Genomic DNA, 23,013 nt, shown 5'->3' with positions numbered 1-23,013 from the left:
CGAGACACACATGGTGGAGATGGTGCGCGCGGCCGTGCAGACCGGCCCCCGGCAGATCGAGATGCGAGAGTTCCCGCGGCCCGTGATCGGCCCCGACGACGGTCTCATGCGCGTGGAGGCCAACGGCATCTGCGGCAGCGACGTCGAGATCTACCGCGGTCACATGGGCATGAACCCGAACCCGTTCATCCCCGGGCACGAGCCGATGGGCATCATCGAGGAGCTGGGGGAGCGCGCCGCCGAGCGGTGGGGCGTCCAGGTCGGCGACCGCGTTGCGCTCGAGGTGATCGTGCCGTGCCGCGCGTGCGAGGACTGCCTGACCGGCAACTACCAGGCGTGCCGCTTCCGCAAGTACGGCCACGGCGTGACCGGCATCGAGGTCAGCCCGAGCCTGTGGGGCGGGTTCGCCGAGTACCTCTACATCTCGCCGAACTCGGTCGTCCACAAGATCGACAAGAACCTGCCGGCCGAGATCGCGGCGATGTACAACCCGCTCGGCGCCGGAGTGCGGTGGGCCGTCGACCTCGGCGAGGTGGGGCTCGGCGACACGATGCTCGTGCTCGGCTCCGGTCAGCGGGGCCTCGCCGCGGTGATCGCGGCGAAGGCGGCGGGCGCCGGACAGGTCATCGTCACCGGACTGGAATCGGATGCGCACAAGCTCGCGATCGCGCGGGAGCTGGGCGCCGACCACACGCTGACGGTCGGCGGCGAGGATGCGCCCGACACCGCCGACGCGGTCATGGAGCTCACCGGCGGCCGCGGCGTCGACGTCGCGCTCGACCTCACCCCGATGGCGGGGGGACCCATCACCGACGCCCTCAAGAGCGTGCGCCACGGCGGGCGCGTCGTGCTCGCGGGTCTCAAGGGTCAGCGCGAGATCCCGCTCGTCACCGACCTCATCATCAACCGCGCGATCACGGTCAAGGGCGCCTTCGGCGTCGACGCGACGGCGAACAAGAAGGCCATCGCGCTGCTGGAGTCGGGCCGCTTCCCGCTCGAGAAGCTGCACACGCACACGTTCGGCCTCGACGACGTGGGTCTCGCCATCGAGACCCTCGCCGGCGAGACCGAGGACAAGTCCGCGATCCACGTCTCCGTCCACCCCAGCTTCGCCTGACCGAAGAAAGGCCCCGCCTGTGATCATCGACGCCCACGCGCATCTTCTGCCCCACGACTACCCCGAGGACGCCCCGGCGTGCTTCCCGCACATGGAGCCCATCGAGGGCAGCACCGATCGCCTCCTCGTCTTCGATCAGATGCGCTTCCCCGCCAAGGAGGTCTTCTGGCAGGCGGAGCGCCGCCTCGAGGCGATGGACGCCTCCGGCGTCGACGCCGAGGTCGTCAGCCCCATGCCCCCGCTGCTGCGCTACGACCTGCCGGCGGCGGACGGACTCGCGCTCTCGCGGCACGTGAACGACGTCGCCGCCGAGCTCAGCTCGCACGCACCCGACCGGATCATCGCGCTCGGCATGGTCCCGATGCAGGATCCGGATGCCGCGACCGCCGAACTGGCGGCGATCAAGGAGCAGGGTCTCGCCGGCGTCGAGATCGCCTCCAACATCCTCGGCAGCTCCATCGGCGACGAGAAGTTCCTGCCGTTCTTCCAGGAGCTCGAGCGGCTCGACCTGCCGCTGTTCGTCCACGCGATGCCCTCACCCAGCGACCGGCTGCCGTTCAGCGCGATGGGCACGTACGTGGTCGGAATCGAGGGCATGTACGCGGCGGCGTCGCTCATCCTCGGCGGCACCGCGGCCGCGTGCCCGAACCTGAAGATCTCGTTCAGCCACGCCGCCGGCGGCTTCGCCATGATGCTGCCGCGCGCCAACTACTTCTGGGGCGGATCCTGGAACGAGGAGCCCCGCGACCTCGGGCGCGCCGTCATGCCCGATGACGGCCCGTCGCCGCTGGAGTACGCGCGCCGGTTCTACTACGACTCGATGGTGTTCGACCGCCGTACGATCCAGTACCTGGTCGATCTGCTCGGCGCCGACCGGCTGCTGGTCGGGTCCGACTTCCCAGCCATGCTCCGCGAGGAGCCGGCGGCCAAGACGCTGAAGTCGATGGACCTGCCCGACGACCAGTGGCAGGACATCGCCTGGCGCAACGCGATGCGGTGGCTCGGCCGCGAGGCCGCGGATCTGCCGCTCGCCGAGGCGGTCGCGACGGCCTGAGAGGCGCGTTCGCCGAGCCTGTCACGACGCTCCATCCCCTTCCCGAGAGGGGGTGGAGCGTCGTCGCGTGCGGCGCCGGATCGCCGGTCCCCGGGCGTTCTTTCGTCGGGCGGAAACCGCATGGAAGGCGCCCTGGCACTGGACGAGACTTCCCAGGAAGCCCGGCGACGGGCAGAGAGTCCAACGAGGGACTCGGCGACTCGCACCCGCGGTCGCGACCAACAACCCTCAGTCCAAGGGGAGCGTCACATGAAGAGTATTCGGAAGGGCGGAAGGTCAGCGGCGCGGCTGATCACATCGCTCGCGATCGTCGTGGGCCTCGGCATCTCGACGGCGGCATGCACATCGGACGGCGGAGGCACCGACGGAGGAACCTCCAGCGGCGAACCGCAGTCCGGCGGCGAGATCACGGTCCTGCTCGACTCCGGCTTCGCCGGCGGTTGGGCCACGGGCCTCGACCCCGCCACCAGCAACACGACAGGGGCGAACCTGCCCCAGAACGCGGCCATCTTCGGCGGCCTGTTCACCCTCGAAGCCGACGATGACGGGCTCAACGCCCGCATCGAGTCCAACCAGGCCGAGGGCTACGAGTGGACCGACGAGGGCCTGACGCTGACGGTCACGCTGCGCGACGGCATCACGTTCACCGACGGCACGGCGATGGACGCCGACGCGGTGGTGTGGAACTGGATCCGCCTGCTCAACTCCGGCAGCACCGGCGCCCCGCGCCTGCAGCTGGACACCACCGGGGAGGCTCCCGACCTGAGCGACGAGTTCATGGACAGCCTGTGGGCGGCACTGCCCGCGGACGTCGACGAGGCGACCGTGATGGGTCACCTCGCCGCCATCCAGGCCGTCGACGACCTCACCGTGCAGATGAAGCTCACGGCCGTGGACGGCTCGCTCGTCAACGGGTTCCCGGCGAGCGCCCTGAACCTCATCGCCTCGCCCTCGGCCTACGCCGAGATGGGCGCCGAGGACTTCAGCCTCATGCCGGTGGGCGCGGGACCGTTCATCATCACGTCCGACAGCATGAGCGACCGCCTCGAGCTCGAGAAGAACCCCGACTACTTCAAGGACGGGCTGCCCTATCTCGACGCGATCAACTTCCAGTCGGTCGGCGGCGACCAGGTCGCGTACCAGACGCTGCTCGCCGGCCAGGGAGACGTCATCGAGGGCCTGTCGGCGGTCACGCTGATCCAGGAGGCGCAGAACAACCCCGACGTGGCGGTCTACCCCGGCGTCCCGACGTCGCCGTACGTGGTCCAGCTCAACACGCGGGTCGCTCCGTTCGACGACATCAAGGCGCGCGAGGCGGTCTACTACGCCACCGACTTCGCGGCCATCAACGAGGGTCTGTTCAAGGGCGACGGTGAGATGAGCCAGTCGTTCACCGCATCCGGCGGTCTGTTCTGGAACCCCGAGGTCGACGGCTACCGCGAGTACGACCTCGACAAGGCCAAGGCGCTCGTCGAAGAGCTGGGAGGCCTGACGGTCACCCTCGGCACGACCGACATCGTCACCGCCCGCTCGGTCAACACCGCCCTGCAGACGCAGTGGAAGGAAGCCGGCATCGACGTCGAGATCACCGCGCAGCCCCTGGGCGACGTGATCAACGACTTCCTCGGCGGTCAGTGGCAGGCGATGCTGCAGACCGCGGGAGCGTGGGACCCCTCGGTGGGCATCGGCGTGAGCGTCCGCTTCGGCTCGACGTCTCCGTTCAGCGGTGCACCGCTGCCGGCCGAGGAGGGCGCGACCACCGAGCTCGACGACCTGCTGGCCGCTGCGGTCAGCACGATCGACGACGACGAGCGCAAGATGTACTACGACGAGATCGCCAAGTACATCTCCGACGAGGCCCTCGCCCCGTTCGGCATGGCGTTCACCCCGGCCCAGGTCGTCCGTGAGGGCGTGTACGGTCCGGGTCTGAGCACCCCCATCCCGGCTCTCGCCGTGAACGAGGGTGTGCTGTACGACCGGGTCTGGGTCGAGAGTGACTGACACCCGCACCGTCGAAGAGACGACGACGTCCATCCGGACCGAGGCGCCCGCAGGGCTCCTCGGCCGGGTGGCCGCGTCGCCCCTCCTGCGCCTCATCGCGCGGCGCGTCCTCATCGCCATCCCGCTGCTGTTCGCGATCAGCATCCTGGTCTTCGCCCTTCTCGAGGCGATGCCCGGCGACGTCGCCCAGCAGCAGGCCGGCATGGACGCCACCCCGGAGGAGGTCGAGGCCGTCCGCAAGCGGCTCGGCCTCGACCGTCCTCCGGTGGAGCGGTACCTGTCGTGGCTGGGCGGGTTCGTCACCGGCGACCTCGGCCGGTCGTCGGTGAGCGGCCAGCAGGTCTCGACCCTGCTGGCCGAGCGGATGGCCGTCACGATGGAGCTCGTCCTGCTCGCCTTCCTCGTGTCGCTGGTGATCGCGGTCCCGATCGCGCTGCTGGCCGCCCGCAAGCCCGGCGGCTTCTTCGACCGCATCGTGATGGTGCTGTCGATGACGCTGCTGGCCGTTCCCAACTACGTGCTCGCCCTCCTCCTGGTGCTCGTGTTCGCGGTGATGCTGCGCACGCTCCCGGCCATCGGCTACGTGCCGATCGACGAAGGGCTGTGGGCCAACCTCAGATCGGTGATCCTCCCGGTGCTCGCACTCGGTGTCCCGATCGCGTGCTTCTACACGAGGTTCCTGCGCGGAGACCTCGTCGAGCAGCTCAACTCCGCCGACTACATCGACACCGCCCGCGCGAAGGGCGTCGCCCCCTGGAAGATCCTGTGGAGCCACGCGTTCCGCAACTCCTCGTTCGGCCTGCTGACCCTGGTGGGCCTGAACATCGGCGGGCTCGTGGGCGGAACCATCATCATCGAGCAGATCTTCGCGATGCCCGGCATGGGCATGCTGATGCTCCAGGGCGCGATGTCGCGCGACGTGGCCGTCGTGCAGATCTGCGTCTTCATCTTCGCGGCGGTGGCGGTCTTCGCCAACCTGTTCGTCGATGTCATGTACGCCGTTCTAGACCCGAGGATCCGCTATGGCAGTCGCTGATGTAGGAACGACCTCCCGGGTGCTGGTCCCGGTCGTCGACACGACCGCGCGCAGCATCCTGTGGGCCAAGTGGCGCCGCCGGATGGTGGTCGGCATCCCCGCGGCCATCGTCGCGCTGCTGCTGTTCATCTGCTTCGTGGGGCCGTTCATCTTCCCGATCCCCGCTCCCGTGGGCGGGAGCGTGCTCGACAGCGCGCTGCCGCCGGGCAGCCCCGGGCATCCGCTGGGCACCGACGTCAACGGCAACGACGTCCTATCGCGGCTCATCTACGGCGGACGCGCGTCGCTCACGGTCGCGATCGCCGTCAACGTGATCGGCCTGGTGATCGGCGGCGGCATGGGCGCCCTGTCCGGCTACCTCGGCGGCACCGCCGACATGATCATCATGCGGGTCCTCGACGTGTTCATCGCGTTCCCGTCGCTCGTGCTGACGATCGCGATCGCGCAGGTCCTCGGCCCCAGCCTCCCGAACACGATCCTGGCGCTGTGCGCGTTCAGCATCCCCGCCGTCGCACGTATCGCCCGGTCCGCTGCGCTGCGCGTGGTGAACATGCCCTTCATCCAGGCCGCCGAGCTGAGCGGGAGCCCCGCCTGGCGGGTGCTGTTCCGGCACATCGCGCCGAACATCACGCCCCAGATGCTGAACTTCGCGCTGCTGGGCATGGGGATCGTGATCGTGACGGAAGGCGCCCTGAGCTTCCTCGGCCTGGGCATCCCGGCACCCGACCCCAGCTGGGGCAACATGATCTTCGAGGGGCAGCAGTCGCTGTCGGCCACGCCGCTGCTGGTGCTGTGGCCGAGCCTGGCGCTGCTGGTGACCGTGCTGGCGTTCAACCTGCTCGGCGAGAACGTGAGAGACGAGATGAGCGGCCGATGAAGGTGCTGGATCGAATGACGACAGAGACGACCCCGACCACCACCGAGCCCGAGACCGTTCTGACGGTCGAGGACCTGCGGATCACCTTCTCGCGAGGCGGCCGCCGGATCCACGCCGTCAACGGGCTGTCCTACGAGCTGAAGGCCGGCCGCATGCTCGCCATCATCGGCGAGTCCGGCTCGGGCAAGTCCGTCAGCGTGCGCGCGCTCATGGGGCTGCTGCCCCCGAGCGCGTTCATCACCGGCTCCGCCCGGCTCGGCGACGTCGAGCTCGTCGGCAAGAGCGACAAGTCGATGCGCTCGATCCGCGGACGCGACATCGCGATGGTCTTCCAGGACCCGTCGCGGTCGCTGAACCCCACGATGAGCGTGGGGGCGCAGATCACCGAGGCGCTGCGGACGCAGACCGACCTGGGCAAGAAGGAGGCCGAGGCGCGCGCGGTCGAGCTGCTCAAGCTCGTGCGCCTGCCCGCGGCCGAGCGGCGCTTCCACGAGTACCCGCACCAGCTGTCGGGCGGCATGCGCCAGCGCGTCATGATCGCGATCGCGCTCGCCGCCGATCCGAAAGTGCTGATCGCGGACGAGGCCACGACGGCGCTCGACGTGACGACGCAGGCCCAGATCATGGAGCTGCTCGCCGACCTGCAGCACCGGCTCGGCACCGCCGTCATCATGATCAGCCACGACCTGGGCCTGGCCGCGAGCTACGCCGACGAGGTCATGGTCATGTACGCCGGCCAGGCCGTCGAGCACGCTGAGACCGAGACGCTCTTCCAGAACGTGCGGATGCCGTACACGAAGGCGCTGCTGGGCGCGATCCCGCAGCTGTCGACGCCGTCGCACTCGCTGCTGACGGTGATCGGGGGGCACCCGCCGGACCTGAGCGCGCTGCCGGCCGGATGCCCGTTCGCGCCGCGCTGCCCCAAGGCGACGGACGCGTGCGATGAGGCGCCGGAGCTGAAGGAGCACGAGCCCGGCCACCTGTATGCGTGCTGGAACCCCGTGGCGAAGGAGGACTCAGCGCTCTTCGGCGGCCGCGCGCTGCCGCTGGACGAGACGCTCGAGCCCGTCGACGACGAGGACCGGACGCTCGACGCTGTGCATTCGCTCCCCGAGCACGAGCCCATCGAGGCGCTGAACGACCTGAACGAGGAGAAGGCGCTGTGACGCTCGTCGAGCCCACCATCGAGACGACGGATGCCGACGCCGACGCGCCCATCCTGCAGGTGCGCAACGTCGTGCAGGAGTTCGTCACCAAGGGCCCGGGCGGCGTTCGCGCCGGTGTGGTCCATGCCGTGTCGGACGTGTCGTTCGAGCTGGGGCGTGGCGAGACCCTCGGGATCGTGGGCGAGACGGGGTCGGGAAAGTCCACCCTCGCGCGTGCGATCATCCAGGCCGACCCCCCGAAGTCCGGCGATGTGGTCTTCCGCGGCCGGAGCCTCGTGGGCATGTCCAAGCGCGAGCTGCGCAAGGCGCGCGCCGAGATGCAGATGGTCTACCAGGACCCGTTCGGCTCGCTGAATCCGCGCTGGCGCGTGGAGGACGTCGTGGCGGAGCCTCTGCTCGGCCACGCGTCGATGTCGCGATCGGAGCGCCATGCGCGCGTGCGGGAGCTGCTGGACATGGTCGGCCTCGACCCCGACCAGTACATGCGCCGCCGGCCGCTGGAGCTGTCGGGAGGTCAGGCGCAGCGTGTCGCGATCGCGCGAGCCATCGCGCTGCACCCCGCCCTGATCATCTGCGACGAGGCGATCTCGTCGCTGGATGTGCTCATCCAGGCGCAGGTGCTGAACCTGTTCGAGAAGCTGCGCGAGGAGCTGGGCCTGGCGTACGTGTTCATCGCGCACGATCTGGCGACCGTGAAGCAGATCAGCGACAAGGTGGCGGTCATGCACCTCGGCCAGCTCGCCGAGGTCGGCCCGGCCGAGGCGCTGTACGCCGCGCCTCGGCATCCGTACACGAAGGCGCTGCTGGACTCGATCCCGGGCCTCGATCCCGAGACGGGACAGGCGCGACGCCCCGTGCCGATCCAGGGCGAGCCGCCGTCGCCGCTGCATCCGCCGAGCGGCTGCCGCTTCCGCACGCGCTGCTCGCGTGCCGAGGGCGTGTGCGCCGAGGTCGAGCCGCGGCTGCGCGACGTCGGCGACGGCCAGCGCGTGGCGTGCCACTTCCCGCTGGACCCGCCGACGTTCTCGGTCGACTCGCTGCGCGCGTCGATGCCCAAGACGGATGCGGCGGCGGGCACACCGGCTGCCGGCTCCGCCGGTGAGGGAGCCGCTCCCGGCGCCGGGGCCTGACTTCCGCCGCCGGGCGCGCCCTATCGCGTCCGGCGGCGGTTCCCCGCCCGTCAGCCCCTGTCGGCGGCGACCTCGGTGAGGTCGCGCACGCGACGCCGCTCGCGGAGCGCGTAGGCCACGATGCCGTCGACGGTGCGGTCGTCGACGAGGATCGCGCCGTCCTCGCTCCAGCCGTGGCGCGCGTAGAAGTCCTCGGCGCGGGTGTTGCCCTCGAGCACCCACAGGTGCGCCTCGGTGAAGCCCTGGGAGCGGAGCCCGTCCTCGCACGCGGCCAGGAGCGCGTGGCCGACGCCGGTCGACCAGCGTTCGGCGATCGCGTACAGCGCGTACACCTGGCCGCTGCCGGGCCGCTCCGGGTCGAGGGACGGGCCGTAGGCCGCCCACCCGACCGGAGAGCCCCCGTCCTCGGCCAGAAGCGAGATGTTCCGCGGGTCGCTGTGCAGCTGATCCCACGTGTCCGCGCGGCGCACCGCCTCGCGCTCGGCGTCGAGGCGCTCGAGCACCTCGGGCAGCACGAGTCCCGCGTAGGCCGCGCGCCACGTGTCGACGCGGATGCGCGAGATCGCCGCGGCATCCGCCTTCACCGCGCGGCGAATGGTGACGGCCATGGGCCCGACGATACTGGCCGAGGACTGTTCCGAGAACGACCCGCCGACCGGTCATCGTCACGAACGGCGGGGATCCGGTGTCACGAACGGCGGGGACTTTGTGCGACACGCCGCGGGGCGCGGCCGGAACCCGGCGTGTCGTCGCGGATCCCCGCCGTTCGGTACCCGGCCGGAGTGAGGGAGTGCCGGGGTGGGTATCAGTCCTCGACGATGCGACCCTGATCGATCCGCACGACGCGGTCGATGAGCTCGTCCGGGACCGTGACGTGCGAGATGAGCACGACGGCACGGTCACCGTCCACGGCGCCCAGCAGGTCGCGCAGCAGCGCGTCGGAGGCGGCCGGGTCGACGCCGGCGGTCGGCTCGTCGAGCACGAGCACCGGGAATCCGCGCAGCAGAGCCCGCGCGAGCGCGATGCGCTGCGCCTGGCCGCCCGAGACGAGCGCGCCGCGTTCGCCGACGCGGGCGTCGAGGCCGCCGCGTTCGCGCAGCCAGTCCCCGAGACCCACGCGCTCGAGCGCCGCGACGAGGTCGGCGTCGGTGGCGTGGTCGTTCGCGAACAGCAGGTTCTGGCGGATGTCCTCGTCGAACAGCTGCGGGCTCTGCTCGCACAGGCCCACCGTCAGGCGCACGTCGTCGGCCGCGAGCACGGAGGCATCCGCCCCGCCGATCTCGTACCGCCCGTCGACGTCGAGGAACCGTACGAGCGCGTGGGCGAGGGTGGACTTGCCGGCGCCGCTGGAGCCGACCACCAGCACGCGCTCTCCGGGGTGCACCCGCAGCGACGCGCCCTCGAGGGCGGGCCGCTCGGCGCCCGGCCACCGCACCGTCGCGTCCTGCAGCGTCACGCCATCGCCGAGCGCGGGTGCGTCGCCGGTGGCGGGAACACGGTCGACGACGAGTTCGGCGGGGATCTCGGACGGGACGGATGCCGCCACGCGGCCCGCCGAGGCGCGCACCTGGCGCCACGACGCGGCCGCCATCGGCACCGACGCGAAGACATCGAACACCGCCATCGGAACCAGCACCGCCACGGCGAACGCCGGCCCGGTGATCGTCCCGTCGCCGACGCCGGGACCGGCGGTGAGCACGGCGGCGATCGTCGCGACGCCGGCGAGCACCGACACGACGGCCGCGGTTCCCGCCTGCGCTCCCGCGCGCCGCACGACCGCTCGGCGCAGTCCGGCGTCCGCGTCCCGGATGCGCTGAGCGCTGGCGGCCTCGGCTCCGTAGGCCTGCAGCACGTCGAGGCTCGAGAAGTGGTCCAGGAGCGCGTCGGCGAGGCGGCCGCGCAGCGGCGCGATCGCGCGCTCCCATCGCGCACCCGAGGCCCACCCCCATGCCGTCGCCGCCAGGGCCGCGACGATCAGGCACACCAGCAGCGCCAGGGCGGCCGGCCACGACACGAACGCGACGAGCACGACGGCGCCGATCGCCACGAGGGCCGACGACACCAGCGGCTGGACGACGCGCAGCGGCAGGTCCTGCAGCTCGTCGACGTCGTCGACGAGGGTGCCGAGCACCGACCCGCGGCTCGTGCGCGCGAGCCCGTCCGGAGCGAGCGGGACGAGCCGGCGGACGATCGACGAACGCGCGACGGCGAGCTGCCGCAGCGCCGCGTCATGCCCGACGAGGCGCTCGAGGTAGCGGAAGGTCGCACGGGAGATCGCGAAGAACCGCACGCCGACGACGGCGACCTGCAGGTAGAGCACGGGCGGCATCTCGCTGGCGCGCACGATCAGCCACGCGCTCACCGCGAGGAGGGCGACGGCCGACGCCTCCGAGGCGAACCCCGCCGCGAGGGCGGGCCAGAAGCGGCGGGCGGGCGGGATCGCCTGACGCAGCACGCCGGCCGGGGTGTCCGGGAGTCCGGCGGGGGAGACCTGTGCCGTGCTCACGCGACCACCTCCCGGGCGCCGATCCGGACGACGACGTCGGCGACGCGCCGCGCGCTCTCGCGATGGGACACCAGCAGCACGGCGGCGCCGTCGTCGGCGAGGCTGCGCACCGACTGCCACAGACGGTCCTCGGTGTGGGCGTCGAGGGCGGAGCTGGGCTCGTCGAGGGCGATGAGTCCGGCGCGGCCGCGCAGGTGGCGGTAGAACGCGCGGGCGACCGCGACGCGCTGCGCCTGCCCGCCCGAGAGCCCCGCGCCCTGCACGCCGAGTGCGAGGTCGGGGCGGATGCCGTCGGCGCACGCCAGGGCGAGGGCGCGCTCGACGAGCTCCGCGTCGGGGGCGTCGTCGCCGATGGCGACGTTCGCCGCGACGGTCCCGGTCACGAGCCCGGGCTGCTGGCCCGCCCACGCCAGCCAGGCCGACGGGGCGAGCGAGCGCACGTCGCGGCCGTCCCACCGGGCCGTGCCCTCGAACGCGGCGGCGCCGCGCAGAGCGGCGAGGATGCTGGACTTGCCGGCGCCGCTCGGCCCCTCGGCGAGTGTGACGGTGCCGGGCGCGGCGGTGAGGTCGACGGCGTCGAGGAGGCGCTCCCCGCGCCGCACGCGGACTGCCGCGAGGAGGAGGCCGGGCGTCGACGGCTCGGAGGCCGCCGCGGCGACGGTCGTAGCCTCCGCGGTCGCGGGGCCGGGGGCGTGACGCCGCGTCGAGGTGCGGGCCGCGTCGAGCACCTCGAAAACGTCCTCGGTCGCGGCGACGCCCTCGGCGGCGGCGTGGAACTGCACGCCCACCTGACGCAGCGGCAGATACGCCTCGGGGGCCAGCAGGAGGACGAACAGGCCGACGACGAGCGCGAGCGAGCCGTCGACGAGGCGGAGGCCGATCGACACCGCCACGATCGCGACCGAGATGCTCGCGAGGAACTCCAGCGCGAAGCCCGACAGGAACGACACGCGCAGCACCTTCATGGTCTCGCGGCGGTAGCGCTCGGTGACGGCGGCGATGGAGTCGGCCGCGCGGTGCTGACGTCCGTAGACCTTGAGGGTCGACAGTCCCTGCACCGTGTCGGAGAAGCGCGCGGCGAGGTGCTGAAGGGTCTTCCACTGCTTCTGCTGCACGGCGCGGGTGGCCAGGCCGATCAGCACCATGAACAGCGGGATGAGGGGGATGGTGAGCAGCACCGTGAGGCCGGACAGCCAGTCCTCCCACCACATCACCAGCAGGATCAGCGGCGTCACCACGACCGTCTGGACCAGCTGCGGCAGGTACCGGCCGAAGTACGCCTCGAGCGCGTCGAGCCCGCGGCCGGCGGTGACGGCGAGGCTCGCGGTGGAGCGCTGCCCCAGCCACTCGGGCCCGAGCTCGCCGACGGCCTCGACGAGGTGCGTGCGCAGCTCGGTCTGCACGCGCGCGGCCGCGCGCGACGCGACGGTCTCGCGCGCCCACAGCAGCAGCGCCCGGACGGCGACCACGGCGGCGAGTATCGCGAGGGTGGCGGTCACCTCTTCGGCGGGCATCCCGTCGATCACGCCCGTGACGGCGCGCGTCACGAGCCACGCGAACGAGACGATCGCGGCCGCCTGTCCGGCGGCGATGACCGCCACCGCGGCGAAGAACACGCGCGACGCGCGTGCGTAGCGGAGCAGTCGCGGGTCCACCGGCCGCACGCGCGGGCGCGGGGCCGCGGCGTCGGCATCCGATCGTTCGTTCACAGCAGTTCGAGCCTAAGCGACGTCGAGCCACCCCCTCCGCGTGGAGCCGCCCCTTTCGCTGCGGCCACCACGGGGGCGGCTCGAGGCGAGAGGGGCGGCTCGACGCTGCGGTGCGCTCAGTGGACGGCCGACTCGGCCTTCTCGATGTGAGCGCGCGTGACGCGCTTGCGGAACACCCAGTACGTCCAGCCCTGGTACAGCAGCACCAGCGGCAGGAAGATCACGGCGGCCCACGTCATGATCGTCAGCGTCAGCTCGGTGCTCGAGGCGTTCTCGATCGTGAGGCTGAACGCGTCGTCGGTCGACGACGGCATGACGTACGGGAACAGCGCGGTCCACAGCGACAGCACGGCGGTCGCGATCGTGAGCGCCCCGAAGCCGAAGGCCCAGCCCTCGCGCTTGATCCAGTTTGCCCACACCGACAGCAGCAGCGCGACGGCGGCGATGGCGCCGGTGGCGATGCTCAGCCACAGCAGCGGAGCCTCGCGCCCGCCCGCGATGATCCACGTCCACACCACGGTCCCGGCGGCGAAGACCACCGTGGGGATCGCGAGGCGCTTGGCGAGGGCGTTCGCGTCCTGCTGCACCTGGCCGTCGGTCTTGAGGGCGATGAAGTACACCCCGTGCAGCCAGAACAGCAGCAGCGTCGTGACGCCCACCCACAGCCCGTACGGGTTCAGCAGCGTCAGCAGGGTGCCGGTGAAGTTGAAGTCCGCGTCGATCGGCACGCCCTGGACGATGTTGCCGACCGCGACGCCCCACAGCAGAGCCGGCAGCGCCGAGCCGATGACGATCATCCAGTCGAAGCGGGCCTTCCACTTCGGATCGTCGCGCTGGTGCCGGTACTCGAACGACACACCGCGCGCGATGAGGGCGAGCAGGATCAGCAGCAGCGCCAGGTAGAAGCCGCTGAAGAGCGTCGCGTACCACTCCGGGAAGGCGGCGAACAGGCAGGCGCCCGCGACGATGACCCACGTCTCGTTGAGGTCCCACACGGGGCCGATCGTGTTGATGATCTGGCGGCGCGAGACCTCGTTCTTGCCGAGGAAGGGGAGCGACATGCCGACGCCGAAGTCGAAGCCGTCGAGGACGAAGTAGCCGACGAACAGGACGCCGACGATGAAGAACCAGAGGTATGCGAGATCCATGGCGAGCTCCTAGTACACCGTGGTCGGGGTGTCTTCGACGGACGTTTCGGATGGATGCTCATCATCCGGTCCGGGAAGGGGATCGGGCCCCTTCTTGACCGTCTTGACGATCAGGCCGAACTCGACGACGGCGAGGATCGCGTAGATCAGCGTGAAGGCGATGAGCGAGACGAGCACGTTCCAGCCCGGCACATTGGGCGAGACGCCGTCCTCGGTGAGCATGAGCCCGAACACGATCCACGGCTGGCGGCCCATCTCGGTGAAGATCCACCCGACGAGGATGCCGAGCAGGGCGAGCGGCGCCTGCCAGACCGCGACCTTCCACATCCAGGCGGCCGGCTCGCGCTTGGCGTTCTTGCGGGTGACCCACAGGCCCACGACGGCGATGAGCGCCGCGATGCCGCCGAAGCCCATCATCCAGCGGAACGACCAGTAGGTGACCCACAGGATCGGGGCGAAGTTGCCGTCGACCTGGTCGGCGAACTGGGGGAACAGCTCCTGCGTGTAGAGCAGGTTCAGGTCGTTGATGCCCTCGACGCAGCCTTCGAGCGTGTGCGTCGAGAGGAATGCCAGCAGATACGGCACGCGCAGCGACCATATCTCGCCCGTGCCGTCGGGCGTGCCGATGGAGAACAGCGAGAAGGAGGCGTCGGCTCCGCACGCGGAATTGAACAGCGCCTCGGCCGCGGCCATCTTCATCGGCTGCGTCTCGACCATGACCAGGCCCAGCTGGTCGCCGGTGAGGCCGACGGCCAGGAACGAGATCACGACGGTCCACAGGCCGAACTTCAGCGCCGGGCGCATCGTCTCGACGTTCTGCTTGCGGGCGAGGTGCCAGGCCGCCGCGGCGACCATGACGCCGGCCGAGAACATGATGGCCGAGACGATCGTGTGCGGGAACTGCGTCAGCGCGACCGGGTTGGTCAGCACGGCCACGAAGTCCGCCATCTCGGCGCGGCCGCCCTCCTGCGACATCTGGTAGCCGACCGGGTTCTGCATGAAGGCGTTCGCGGCGAGGATGAAGTACGCCGACAGCCACGTGCCGACGACCGTCATCCAGATCGTCGCCAGATGGACGCCCTTGGGCAGCTTGTTCCACCCGAAGATCCACAGGCCGATGAACGTGGCCTCGAAGAAGAACGCCATGAGGCCCTCGAAGGCCAGCGGCGCCCCGAACACGTCGCCGACGAAGCGGCTGTACGAGGACCAGTTCATGCCGAACTGGAACTCCTGCACGATGCCGGTGACGATGCCCATCGCGAAGTTGATCAGGAAGATCTTGCCGAAGAACCGCGTGAGCATCAGGTACTTCACGTCGGCGGTCCGGTACCAGGCGCTCTGGAAGATCGCCACGAACAGCGACATGCCGAGCGTGAGCGGCACGAAGATGAAGTGGTACAGCGTCGTCAGGCCGAACTGCCAGCGTGCCAGCAGCAGCGGGTCGAGGAACTCCACGGTGAAGACTCCGATCGCAGGTGATGAGGTCGGCGAGGTCTGGGCCACTCTAACAGTGGTCTGACCACAATGGGCGCAGGGGTCGTGCTCCCAGGTGGTTCCCAGAATCGCAGGTGGTTCGAACGCTCACCACCCATTTCCCGGGACCTAGGTCCCATCGCGGCGTGCTAGGGCCGCGCCGGAGTTCTCCGCAACGTAAGGTCGACGCCGGCGCCGGGCCGATCCGCGGCCGGTAGCCTCGGAGGATGGCGCACCAGTACGGCATGCGCCGGGAGGCGGCATCGTGACCGCCGTCCCGGTGATGATCGGCGTGCGTCCCCCGGACGTCGCCCGCGACGAGGTCGGGGGAGCGCTCGTCGACACGCACGGGCGCGTGCACCGCGACCTGCGGATCTCGCTCACCGACCGCTGCTCGCTGCGCTGCACCTACTGCATGCCCGAGCAGGGCAACGAGTGGCTCGCGCGCAGCAGCATCCTCACGCTCGACGAGATCGTCGAGGTGGCCCGCGTGGCGGCATCCGCCGGCATCACCACGTTCCGCCTCACCGGCGGCGAGCCGCTGCTGCGCGCCGACATCGTCGACGTGGTCCGGCGCCTCGCGCGGATCAGCGGGCCCGACGGCGCCCCGGTCGAGATCGCCATGACCACCAACGGCATCCGCCTTCCGGAGTTCCTCCCCGGTCTCATCGACGCGGGGCTGCAGCGCCTCAACATCTCCATCGACACGCTCCGCCGCGACCGGTTCCGCGAGCTGACGCGCCGCGACCGCCTCGACGACGTGCTCGACGGCATCGCCGCGGCCGCGGCATCCGGTCTTCGCCCCCTCAAGCTCAACGCCGTCGCGATGCGCGGCGTCAACGACGACGAGCTCGTCGAGCTCGTCGAGTTCGCCATCGGGCACGGCGCGCAGCTGCGCTTCATCGAGCAGATGCCGCTGGACGCCGGGCACACGTGGGACCGGTCGAGCATGGTCACGCGCGACGAGATCCTGCACGCGCTGTCGGAGCGGTGGGACCTCACCGCCGTGCCCGGGCGCGGGGGAGCGCCCGCCGAGCGCTGGAGCATCGACGGCGGACCCCACACGGTCGGCGTCATCGCGTCCGTGACCGCACCGTTCTGCGGCGACTGCGACCGGCTGCGGCTCACCGCGGACGGGCAGCTGCGCAACTGCCTGTTCTCCACGACCGAGTACGACCTGCTGCCGGTCCTGCGAACCGGCCACGGCGACGCGGACGTGGATCGGATGCTGCGCGCGTGCGTGCGCGGCAAGCTCCCGGGGCACGCCATCAACGATCCGTCGTTCCTCCAGCCGGCCCGCGGCATGAATGCGATTGGCGGCTGACGGAAGGATCGACCCCGGAATCCGGATTTCACGGCAGAGTTGACCCGATGCCGCCTTCTCCTCCCACCGGGTCCATCCCGCTCACGCCGTTCCAGCGCTGGCGGGCGTACTGGGTCGGGGTCGGGGTGGCCGCCATCACGATCCTCGACCTGTCGAAGGTCAACGTCGCACTGCCCTCGATCGAGGCGGCGCTGGGGTCGGGCTCCACGGAGCTCCAGCTCATCGTCTCGGGCTACGTCCTCACCTTCGGGCTCGTCCTGGTGCCGGCCGGCAGACTCGGCGACCAGCGGTCGCGGCGCGCTCTGTTCATCACCGGCCTGACCCTGTTCACGGCGACGAGTCTGCTCTGCGCCGTCGCGCCGACGACCACCGTGCTCATGATCGGTCGCCTGCTGCAGGGCGCCGCGGCCGGTCTGCAGATGCCCCAGGTGCTCGGGCTGATCCAGCAGCTGTTCCACGGCGCCGAGCGGGGGCGCGCGTTCGGGCTGTTCGGCGCGACGGTCGGCATCGCCACGGCGATCGGACCGACGCTGGGCGGTCTGCTCATCGCCCTCGGCGGACCGTCCGACGGATGGCGCTGGACGTTCTGGATGAACGTCCCCCTGGGACTGATCGCGATCGGGGCGGCGATCTGGGTGCTCCCCAGCACGCGGGCGCGGACGAAGAAGCCCCTCGACCTCGACCCCGTCGGCGTCATCCTCTTCGGCGCCACCGTCCTCGCCTTCCTGTGGCCGTTCCTGTTCACGACGGGGTCGCCGGACGACAATCCGATGCGCTGGTGGCTGCTGGCGGTGTTCGTGCTCTTCGCGGCGGCGTTCGTCGCGTGGGAGCGCCGCTACGAGCGCGGCGGACGCGTCCCCCTCGTGCCGTTCCGGCTGTTCCGCATCGCGTCGTACCGCAACGGCACGCTGCTGCAGGTGGTCTACTTCGCGGCGCTCCCGGCCATGTTCCTGCTGACGACGCTCTACCTCCAGGGCGGGGTGGGGCTCGAGCCGGTGTGGGCGGGGGCGGTCACGATCGGCTTCGCCCTGGTGAGCGCCGTGACGTCGTGGATCGGCGGCAACATCGTGTCGACGTACGGGCGGCCGGTCGTGATCTGGGGACTGATCGCGATGCTCGTCTCGGTGGGGCTGCTGGCGGCGAGCGCCACGTTCCTCGCTCCCGAGGCCATTCCGTGGGTGATGGCGGGCGTGCTGATGCTGGGCGGGGCCGGGGGCGGCTTCGTCCTCGCGCCCAACCAGACGCTGGCGCTGGCCGACGTCCCGGTCCGGCAGGGCGGCACCGCGGGCTCGGTGGGACAGCTCGGCCAGCGCATGGGCACGGCCGTGGGCACCGCCGTCGGCCTGTCGCTGTTCTACGCGACGATCTTCCGCGAGGAGGGGGAGAACGGCACGTACACCGCCTTCCACGACGCCTACGCGTACGGGCTCATGGCCGTGGGGCTCTTCCTGTCGCTGGCGTTCATCATCGCGGTGGTCGACCTGACCGGCCGCCGTCGCCGCGCCTGAGCCGGCGCCCGGGAACGCGACTACGCTCTCACCATGGGCCGCATCACCGCACGCCGTCCCGTCGTGAAGATCACGGTCGGCGGCTCGCCGACCAGGCGCCCCGACACGCTCGCGGTCGAGGAGCCGCTCGAGATCCGCGTCGGCGGCGAGCCGCTCGCCGTCACGATGCGCACGCCGGGCCACGACGTCGAGCTCGCCGCCGGCTTCCTCGTGTCGGAGGGCGTCATCGGCCATGCCGGCGAGTTCCGCTCGGCGATCCACTGCGGCGGCCCCGGCACCGGCGGCCCGCTCGCCGGCAACACCGAGAACACCTACAACGTCCTCGACGTCACCCTCGCGCCGGGCGTGGAGCTGCCGGCGTCGTCGCTCTCGCGCAACTTCTACACGACGTCGTCGTGCGGCGTGTGCGGCAAGGCGTCGATCGATGCCGTCGAGACGGTGTCGCGCTTCGATCTGTCGACGGATGCCGCCGTCGTGGGCGCCGAGATGCTCGTGACCTTCCCCGACCGGCTCCGCGAGGAGCAGGTGGTGTTCGAGAAGACCGGGGGCCTGCACGCCGCGGCCCTCTTCGACGCGGCTACCGGTGAACTCCTCGTCGTGCGCGAGGATGTCGGGCGCCACAACGCCGTCGACAAGGTCGTCGGCTGGGCGGTGCTCGAGGACCGCCTGCCGCTGACGGGCACGGTGCTGCAGGTGTCTGGGCGCGCGAGCTTCGAGCTGGTGCAGAAGGCCGTCATGGCCGGCATCCCGATCCTCACGGCGGTGTCGGCGCCGTCGTCGCTCGCGGTCGAGCTGGCCGCGGCATCCGACCTGACGCTCGTCGGATTCCTGCGCGGTGACTCGATGAACGTCTACACCGGCGCGGAGCGCGTGGCGGTGCCGCAGAGCGTGACGTGACGCGTCCCCGAGATGAGACGATCCTCACCTCGGGCGGTGCCGCCGATCGGTATGGTCGGAACACCGTGAAAGCACGTCCTCGACGCTCACTGGCGGAGTCGATCTCGCGTCTGATCACCACTGCGGTGGTCGCGGCGCTCGTCGTCGTGCCGGTCGACGGGGCGGCCGGCCAGTCGCGCCCGGCCGCCGTCGAGCAGCCCACGCCGACCGCCACGGCTTCGCCGACGCCCACTCCCACTCCGACGCCGACCGCCACCGCGACGCCGTCGCCCACGCCGACCCCGACGCCGACCCCGACGCCGACCGCGACGCCGACCCCGGCGCCGGAGGTGCCCGAGGCCGACAGCGAGGAGCCCGAAGAGCCCGCGCCGGGCGTGTCGGCCGTCGTCCCGACGGGGCCCCGCCTCGGCGGAAACTCGCGCTTCGGGCGCGCGGTGCTGGCGTCGCGCGCGGCGTTCCCGGACGGCGCGACGACCGTCATCGTGGCGAACGGCGATGCGACGGTCGGTCCCGTGCTCGCCGCCTCGCTCGCCGCCGATCGCAGCGCGCCGCTGCTGTTCGTCCGCGCGGACGGGATCTCATCGACGGTGCGCACGGAACTGATGCGTCTGGCGCCGAAGACGATCGTGGCCTTCGGCACGGATGCCGACTTCGACCGCGGCGGGATCGACGCGCTGGCGGCGATCGCCCCCGTCGAGCGGATCATGTTCTCGTCCCGCCCGCAGGCCTCTCGCCTGGCACTGGACTCCCGATCCGAGCCGGTGGACACCGTGTACCTGTCGGGGTCGGATCTGCGGTCGCATGCCCTGGCGATCTCTCTTGCGGGAACGACCTCGGGTGCAGCGCTGCTGGTCAACGGGAAGGGCTCGTCCGTGGCTTCTCTCACGCTGGAGGCGCTCCAGCGCACCGGAGCGACGTCGATCGTCGTCGTCGGCGGCACCTCCGAGGTGAGCTCCGCCTACGCCGACGGGCTGGAGGCCGCCGGTTTCGCGGTCTCGCGGCGCAGTCACAGCGACCCGCTGGAGTTCTCGCTGCAGCTGGCGCGCCTCGCACCCGACGCCCCGGAGGCGTTCTACGCCGTCAATCCGGACGTCGTGTGGGACGTCGCACTCGGAGCCGCGCTGTCGGCTGCGACCGGGCAGCCGATGGTCTTCACCTTGTACCAGTGCATGTTCAGCCGCACCTCCGACCACATCGAGGCGCAGGGCTCGCGCGTGATCGGCGTCGGCAAGATCAGCTGGCTGCGCACCGCCGTGGATGACAACACCGCGTGCCGCGACGAGAAGCCGCGGCTCCAGGCCTCGCTCCTGTCGGCGCTGAAGCAGACGGCGAGCAAGTACGACGGGACCTTCTCCTTCACGGTGATCGAACTGGGGCGCCTGCAGGAGCGCACCGCTCTGCGCGGCTCGACGCGGCTCGATCCGGCGAGCATGATGAAGCTGGTCGCCGCCTACGCTGCGCTCAAGCGCATCCAGGACGGCACCTCGACGTGGAACACCAAACCGCGCAGCACCACGCTGCGCACGTGCCTGCGCGTGATGATCCACGCTTCCGACAACCACTGCCACGACGACATCGTCGCGTGGCTGGGCTCGGCCAGGCTCACGCGCATCGCCCAGAGCCTGGGCATGTCGAACACGTTCTACGGCAGCCTGCCCGCGAGCGGCTCGATCCTCTACGCGGGCAATCGCTCGACCACGAACGACCTCGCGGCGTTCGTCCGCAAGCTCGAGCGGGGCGAGCTGCTTTCGCCGAAGTACACGCGCATCCTCCGGGACTACATGCACTCCCAGATCTTCCGCACACGTATCGCCTCGGGGATCCCGCCCGGCGTGTACCAGGCGAGCAAGCCCGGTGCCCTGTGGATCTCGTCGGGGCTGCTGCAGGGCGACACGGCGATCGTGCGCGGACCGCAGACGTCGTTCGTGATCTCGATCATCGCGACGGGGGGCGTGCCCAAGTCCGCGCTCAGCGCGCTCGCGCGCACGGCGTACACGCACTTCTTCGGTTCGTTCGGGAGCGCGGCCAGCTATCCCCTGCAGCAGATGCGCTCGACGCGCTCGACGCCCATGCGCTCGTCGCCGGGCGGGGCCGTGGTCGGCACCCTGCCGGGCGGCCGGAACGTCGAGGTCACGACCGCGAGTCGGGTCTGGTACAAGATCCGCTACGGGTCGCAGGTGGTCTGGGTGGATTCGCGCGCGCTGCGCAACCGCTGATCCTCGGATGCCCGTGGCACCCGCCTCGGCGGGTCAGAAGACGAACAGCTGCCCGAGGATCACGATCGCCAGGACGAAGAGGGCCACGATCGCGGCGATGATCGAGATCGTGCGGCGCGACAGCGTCGCGACGCCCCAGCCGACCAGGAACGGCAGCGCGACGAGGAAGATCGACACGACCCACCAGAAGGCCATGTAGCCGCCCGTGGTCGCGTCCTCGAGGCGTCCGGCGAACAGCTGCTGGGTGCCCGGGTGCGTCGCGAAGGCGACGGTGGCCGACAGGGGGACGGCGATGAAGGCCGCCACGATCAGGCCGACGAGGAACCCCCACAGCGTCGGGCTTCCCCCGCCGCCGATGATTCCGCCGGACATCTCTTCGCGCTCGTTGGGCATGCCCACAACTCTAGCCAGTGGACGGGCCGGACATGACGCGGCGCCGCCCGCGGCTGGGGAGCGCGGGCGGCGCCGTGTGAGCGCCGGGGATCACCGCTTCGGCGTGCGGTTCTCCGCGCTCACCATCCACGACAGCTGCTCGACGCGCTCCAGGATTCCGTGGAGGATGTCGGCGCTCGTGGGGTCTTCGTCGTCGACGGCGTCGTGGACCTCGCGGCACGTGTGCGCCACGGCGTCCAGCCGCTCGGTCATGAGGTCGACGACCTCGCTCGTGTCGAGCTCGCCCTGGGGGAACTCCGGCAGGGTCGTGGTCTCGGCGACGACGTCGCTGCGCCCGTCGGGCAGGGCATGCAGGGCGCGCATGCGCTCGGCGACGCTGTCGCCGAATTCGCGGGCGGCGTCGATGATCTCGTCGAGCTGCAGGTGCGTGTCGCGGAAGTTGCGTCCCACGACGTTCCAGTGCGCCTGCTTGCCCTGCAGAGACAGCTCGATCAGATCGACGAGGACCTTCTGCATGCTCTCGCTGAGGGCGGCGGAGGCCGAGAAACCGGTCTCGGCGTTCTGCTCGCCCGTCAGCGCGGCGCCCATGCCGCCGCGGGCGGCGCGGCGGCGGTTTCGCGCGGGGGTCGAGGTGGTCTTCTTCGCGGTCGTGGTGGCCATCGGGGCTCCTCCCGGTCGGTCGACGGTGTGCTCGTCTCGGCGAGCGGGCCCGACGATACGCGCGGAGGCTGACCGCCGCGGGGGGATTGCCTCGGTGTGCGCTGAGTGCTACGCGGGGCCGGATGCGGCCGCGGCGGTCGAGCGTTCCAGCCCGTCGAGGATCAGGTCGAGCCCGATCGTGAATCCGTCGCCGGGCGGCCGGTCCTCGAGATGCTGGAGAGCGTGCGCGTACAGATGCGGATACGCGCGGATCTCGTCGGGGAGCTCGTCGACGCGGGTCGGGATGTCGACGGGGGCGAACTGCAGGGCCTGCCACGTGTAGCCGTACACGTGGCCGTCGAGGATGTGCAGAGCGTGGAACGCCACGTGGTCCGGGACGCCGCCGGCGGCCAGGTGCGCGAGCGTCGCGTCGATGACGGCGAGTCGCGCCGAGCCGGCGTCGGCGAGGGGGAGGGAGAAGAACCAGGGGTGCGACCGCAGCGCCGCATGCGCGGAGCCGGCGAGCCGGTGCAGCGCGGCGCGCCAGTCCGGTTCGTCGCGGGCGAGGTCGATCTCGCTCCACACGCTGTCGATGAGGCCGCGCTCCAGATCGGCCTTGTTGCGGACGTGGTTGTACAGCGACATCGCCTCGACGCCGAGTTCGGCCGCGACGCGCCGCATCGACAGCGACCTCAGCCCGTCGCGGTCGGCGAGCGCGAGCGCCGCCGCGAGCACGCCGTCGCGTGTCAGACCGGCTCTGGCCATCACCCCTCCCTTGACATGCTTACGGCGTAAGTATAGTCTTCCACGCAGACATAC

Annotated in this window: 19 protein-coding genes; 11 read left to right on the top strand and 8 right to left on the bottom strand. The window is 71.0% G+C overall.

The window, feature by feature from the left end:
- Positions 1-10: 10 nt before the first annotated feature.
- The 7 genes from HD594_RS15760 (at position 11) to HD594_RS15730 (ending at position 8,381) form a co-directional block, all read left to right on the top strand.
- Positions 11-1,117 carry a zinc-dependent alcohol dehydrogenase gene (locus HD594_RS15760; protein WP_184751904.1) on the top strand — a complete coding sequence of 369 codons (1,107 nt, stop codon included), beginning with the start codon at positions 11-13 and terminating at the stop codon, positions 1,115-1,117.
- 19 nt (positions 1,118-1,136) lie between these two features.
- Positions 1,137-2,171 carry an amidohydrolase family protein gene (locus tag HD594_RS15755; protein WP_184751902.1) on the top strand — a complete coding sequence of 345 codons (1,035 nt, stop codon included), beginning with the start codon at positions 1,137-1,139 and terminating at the stop codon, positions 2,169-2,171.
- 249 nt (positions 2,172-2,420) lie between these two features.
- Entirely contained in the window at positions 2,421-4,172 is a 1,752-nt protein-coding gene (locus HD594_RS15750) for an ABC transporter substrate-binding protein (RefSeq protein ID WP_184751900.1), read from the top strand.
- Positions 4,165-5,208: an ABC transporter permease gene (locus tag HD594_RS15745; RefSeq protein WP_184751899.1), complete on the top strand. Its 1,044-nt coding sequence runs from the start codon at positions 4,165-4,167 to the stop codon at positions 5,206-5,208. The genes HD594_RS15750 and HD594_RS15745 overlap by 8 nt, the downstream gene beginning before the upstream one ends.
- Positions 5,195-6,085 carry an ABC transporter permease gene (locus HD594_RS15740; protein WP_184751897.1) on the top strand — a complete coding sequence of 297 codons (891 nt, stop codon included), beginning with the start codon at positions 5,195-5,197 and terminating at the stop codon, positions 6,083-6,085. Before HD594_RS15745 ends, HD594_RS15740 begins: the two co-directional genes overlap by 14 nt.
- Positions 6,086-6,099: 14 nt before the next feature.
- Entirely contained in the window at positions 6,100-7,251 is a 1,152-nt protein-coding gene (locus HD594_RS15735) for an ABC transporter ATP-binding protein (protein ID WP_184751895.1), read from the top strand.
- A complete protein-coding gene (locus tag HD594_RS15730; RefSeq protein ID WP_271171136.1) occupies positions 7,248-8,381 on the top strand; it encodes an ABC transporter ATP-binding protein in 1,134 nt (377 codons plus the stop codon). The genes HD594_RS15735 and HD594_RS15730 overlap by 4 nt, the downstream gene beginning before the upstream one ends.
- A gap of 50 nt (positions 8,382-8,431) precedes the next feature.
- Here HD594_RS15730 and HD594_RS15725 read toward each other — a convergent pair whose 3' ends face one another.
- The 5 genes from HD594_RS15725 to HD594_RS15705 form a co-directional block, all read right to left on the bottom strand.
- Entirely contained in the window at positions 8,432-8,989 is a 558-nt protein-coding gene (locus HD594_RS15725; protein WP_184751893.1) for a GNAT family N-acetyltransferase, read from the bottom strand.
- Positions 8,990-9,186: 197 nt separating this feature from the next.
- A complete protein-coding gene (gene cydC / locus HD594_RS15720; RefSeq protein ID WP_271171137.1) occupies positions 9,187-10,887 on the bottom strand; it encodes a thiol reductant ABC exporter subunit CydC in 1,701 nt (566 codons plus the stop codon).
- Entirely contained in the window at positions 10,884-12,596 is a 1,713-nt protein-coding gene (cydD, locus tag HD594_RS15715) for a thiol reductant ABC exporter subunit CydD (protein WP_271171138.1), read from the bottom strand. The genes cydC and cydD overlap by 4 nt, the downstream gene beginning before the upstream one ends.
- Positions 12,597-12,712: 116 nt before the next feature.
- Positions 12,713-13,744 carry a cytochrome d ubiquinol oxidase subunit II gene (gene cydB / locus HD594_RS15710; RefSeq protein WP_184751891.1) on the bottom strand — a complete coding sequence of 344 codons (1,032 nt, stop codon included), beginning with the start codon at positions 13,742-13,744 and terminating at the stop codon, positions 12,713-12,715.
- Positions 13,745-13,753: 9 nt separating this feature from the next.
- Entirely contained in the window at positions 13,754-15,199 is a 1,446-nt protein-coding gene (locus tag HD594_RS15705) for a cytochrome ubiquinol oxidase subunit I (protein ID WP_184751889.1), read from the bottom strand.
- Between the two features lie 283 nt (positions 15,200-15,482).
- Here HD594_RS15705 and moaA point away from each other — a divergent pair, with 283 nt between their 5' ends.
- The 4 genes from moaA (at position 15,483) to HD594_RS17880 (ending at position 21,162) form a co-directional block, all read left to right on the top strand.
- Positions 15,483-16,541: a GTP 3',8-cyclase MoaA gene (gene moaA / locus HD594_RS15700; RefSeq protein WP_373877176.1), complete on the top strand. Its 1,059-nt coding sequence runs from the start codon at positions 15,483-15,485 to the stop codon at positions 16,539-16,541.
- A gap of 47 nt (positions 16,542-16,588) precedes the next feature.
- Entirely contained in the window at positions 16,589-18,049 is a 1,461-nt protein-coding gene (locus tag HD594_RS15695) for an MFS transporter (RefSeq protein ID WP_184751887.1), read from the top strand.
- A gap of 33 nt (positions 18,050-18,082) precedes the next feature.
- Positions 18,083-18,946, top strand: a complete 864-nt coding sequence (fdhD, locus tag HD594_RS15690; RefSeq protein ID WP_184751885.1) for a formate dehydrogenase accessory sulfurtransferase FdhD — start codon at positions 18,083-18,085, stop codon at positions 18,944-18,946.
- 65 nt (positions 18,947-19,011) lie between these two features.
- Positions 19,012-21,162, top strand: coding sequence for a serine hydrolase (locus HD594_RS17880; protein WP_184751883.1), 2,151 nt, complete (start codon positions 19,012-19,014; stop codon positions 21,160-21,162).
- A 33-nt stretch (positions 21,163-21,195) separates the two neighbouring features.
- Here the strand turns inward: HD594_RS17880 and HD594_RS15680 are convergent, their stop codons facing one another.
- The 3 genes from HD594_RS15680 to HD594_RS15670 all read right to left on the bottom strand — a co-directional run bounded on the left by HD594_RS15680 (position 21,196) and on the right by HD594_RS15670 (position 22,959).
- Complete coding sequence (locus HD594_RS15680) at positions 21,196-21,555, bottom strand: hypothetical protein (protein ID WP_184751881.1); 360 nt, start codon at positions 21,553-21,555, stop codon at positions 21,196-21,198.
- A gap of 90 nt (positions 21,556-21,645) precedes the next feature.
- Positions 21,646-22,215: a Dps family protein gene (locus HD594_RS15675; protein ID WP_184751879.1), complete on the bottom strand. Its 570-nt coding sequence runs from the start codon at positions 22,213-22,215 to the stop codon at positions 21,646-21,648.
- A gap of 108 nt (positions 22,216-22,323) precedes the next feature.
- Positions 22,324-22,959, bottom strand: coding sequence for a TetR/AcrR family transcriptional regulator (locus HD594_RS15670; RefSeq protein WP_184751877.1), 636 nt, complete (start codon positions 22,957-22,959; stop codon positions 22,324-22,326).
- Positions 22,960-23,013: the final 54 nt, after the last annotated feature.

This window comes from Microbacterium thalassium (assembly GCF_014208045.1).
Taxonomy (GTDB): Bacteria; Actinomycetota; Actinomycetes; order Actinomycetales; family Microbacteriaceae; genus Microbacterium; species Microbacterium thalassium.
The sequence above is the reverse complement of the archived record's forward strand: the minus strand, read 5'-3'. Positions and strand labels throughout refer to the sequence as shown.

Coding starts and splice junctions, on each gene's coding strand:
- HD594_RS15740 (WP_184751897.1), top strand. CDS start 5,195: ATGGCAGTCGCTGATGTAGGAACGACCTCCCGGGTGCTGGTCCCGGTC.
- cydB (WP_184751891.1), bottom strand. CDS start 13,744: ATGGATCTCGCATACCTCTGGTTCTTCATCGTCGGCGTCCTGTTCGTC.
- HD594_RS15760 (WP_184751904.1), top strand. CDS start 11: ATGGTGGAGATGGTGCGCGCGGCCGTGCAGACCGGCCCCCGGCAGATC.
- HD594_RS15695 (WP_184751887.1), top strand. CDS start 16,589: ATGCCGCCTTCTCCTCCCACCGGGTCCATCCCGCTCACGCCGTTCCAG.
- HD594_RS15725 (WP_184751893.1), bottom strand. CDS start 8,989: ATGGCCGTCACCATTCGCCGCGCGGTGAAGGCGGATGCCGCGGCGATC.
- HD594_RS15750 (WP_184751900.1), top strand. CDS start 2,421: ATGAAGAGTATTCGGAAGGGCGGAAGGTCAGCGGCGCGGCTGATCACA.
- HD594_RS15680 (WP_184751881.1), bottom strand. CDS start 21,555: ATGCCCAACGAGCGCGAAGAGATGTCCGGCGGAATCATCGGCGGCGGG.
- HD594_RS15735 (WP_184751895.1), top strand. CDS start 6,100: ATGACGACAGAGACGACCCCGACCACCACCGAGCCCGAGACCGTTCTG.
- HD594_RS15670 (WP_184751877.1), bottom strand. CDS start 22,959: ATGGCCAGAGCCGGTCTGACACGCGACGGCGTGCTCGCGGCGGCGCTC.
- fdhD (WP_184751885.1), top strand. CDS start 18,083: ATGGGCCGCATCACCGCACGCCGTCCCGTCGTGAAGATCACGGTCGGC.
- HD594_RS15675 (WP_184751879.1), bottom strand. CDS start 22,215: ATGGCCACCACGACCGCGAAGAAGACCACCTCGACCCCCGCGCGAAAC.